Below are 1,592 nucleotides of genomic sequence, written 5' to 3'. Positions count from 1 at the left end.
GGTTCAGCGTTGGCGCTTCAAAGCGGGTACGGGAATATCAACCCGTTGTCCATCGACTACGCCTGTCGGCCTCGCCTTAGGTCCCGACTTACCCTGGGCAGATCAGCTTGACCCAGGAACCCTTGGTCAATCGGCGCAAGAGTTTCCCACTCTTGTATCGCTACTCATGCCTGCATTCTCACTCGTATACCGTCCACGACTGGTTTCCACCGCCGCTTCACCCGGCACACGACGCTCCCCTACCCATCACAGCAGGCGTTAGCCCTTCATGCTGCAATGACACGACTTCGGTGATGTGCTTGAGCCCCGCTACATTGTCGGCGCGGAATCACTTGACCAGTGAGCTATTACGCACTCTTTCAAGGGTGGCTGCTTCTAAGCCAACCTCCTGGTTGTCTCTGCGACTCCACATCCTTTCCCACTTAGCACACGCTTAGGGACCTTAGTCGGTGTTCTGGGCTGTTTCCCTCTCGACCATGGAGCTTATCCCCCACAGTCTCACTGCCACGCTCTCACTTACCGGCATTCGGAGTTTGGCTAAGGTCAGTAACCCGGTAAGGCCCATCGCCTATCCAGTGCTCTACCTCCGGCAAGAAACACGTGACGCTGCACCTAAATGCATTTCGGGGAGAACCAGCTATAACGGAGTTTGATTGGCCTTTCACCCCTAACCACAGGTCATCCCCCAGGTTTTCAACCCTGGTGGGTTCGGTCCTCCACACGGTCTTACCCGCGCTTCAACCTGCCCATGGCTAGATCACTCCGCTTCGGGTCTTGGGCATGCAACTCAGACGCCCTATTCGGACTCGCTTTCGCTACGGCTACCCCACACGGGTTAACCTCGCTACACACCGCAAACTCGCAGGCTCATTCTTCAAAAGGCACGCAGTCACGGCCCACCAGCAAGCTGATGAACGACGCTCCCACGGCTTGTAGGCACACGGTTTCAGGTACTATTTCACTCCGCTCCCGCGGTACTTTTCACCATTCCCTCACGGTACTATCCGCTATCGGTCACCAGGGAATATTTAGGCTTAGCGGGTGGTCCCGCCAGATTCACACGGGATTTCTCGGGCCCCGTGCTACTTGGGAGTTTCTCAAACGAGCCGTACAGATTTCGTCTACGGGGGTCTTACCCTCTACGCCGGACCTTTCGCATGTCCTTCGACTACCCATACGGTTTCTGACTCGCCGACCGGCCGGCAGACCGATCAAGAAAAATCCCACGACCCCGCGATGGCAACCCCTGCCGGGTCTCACACCATCACGGTTTAGCCTCATCCGGTTTCGCTCGCCACTACTCCCGGAATCACGGTTGTTTTCTCTTCCTGCGGGTACTGAGATGTTTCACTTCCCCGCGTTCCCTCCACACTGCCTATGTGTTCAGCAGCGGGTGACAGCCCATGACGACTGCCGGGTTTCCCCATTCGGAAACCCCCGGATCAAAGCCTGGTTGACGGCTCCCCGGGGACTATCGTGGCCTCCCACGTCCTTCATCGGTTCCTGGTGCCAAGGCATCCACCGTGCGCCCTTAAAAACTTGGCCACAGATGCTCGCGTCCACTGTGCAGTTCTCAAACAACGACCAGTCAC

At 57.2% G+C, this 1,592-nt stretch carries 1 rRNA gene; it reads right to left on the bottom strand.

Features of this window, described 5'->3' with window-relative positions:
* Positions 1-1,545, bottom strand: a 23S ribosomal RNA gene (locus AC07AL_RS38535); the annotation flags it as partial.
* Between the last annotated feature and the right edge of the window lie 47 nt (positions 1,546-1,592).

Source organism: Kitasatospora sp. NPDC043949 (assembly GCF_056435365.1).
Note: the sequence above shows the minus strand (reverse complement) of the source record. Positions and strands in the feature narration are given on the sequence as shown.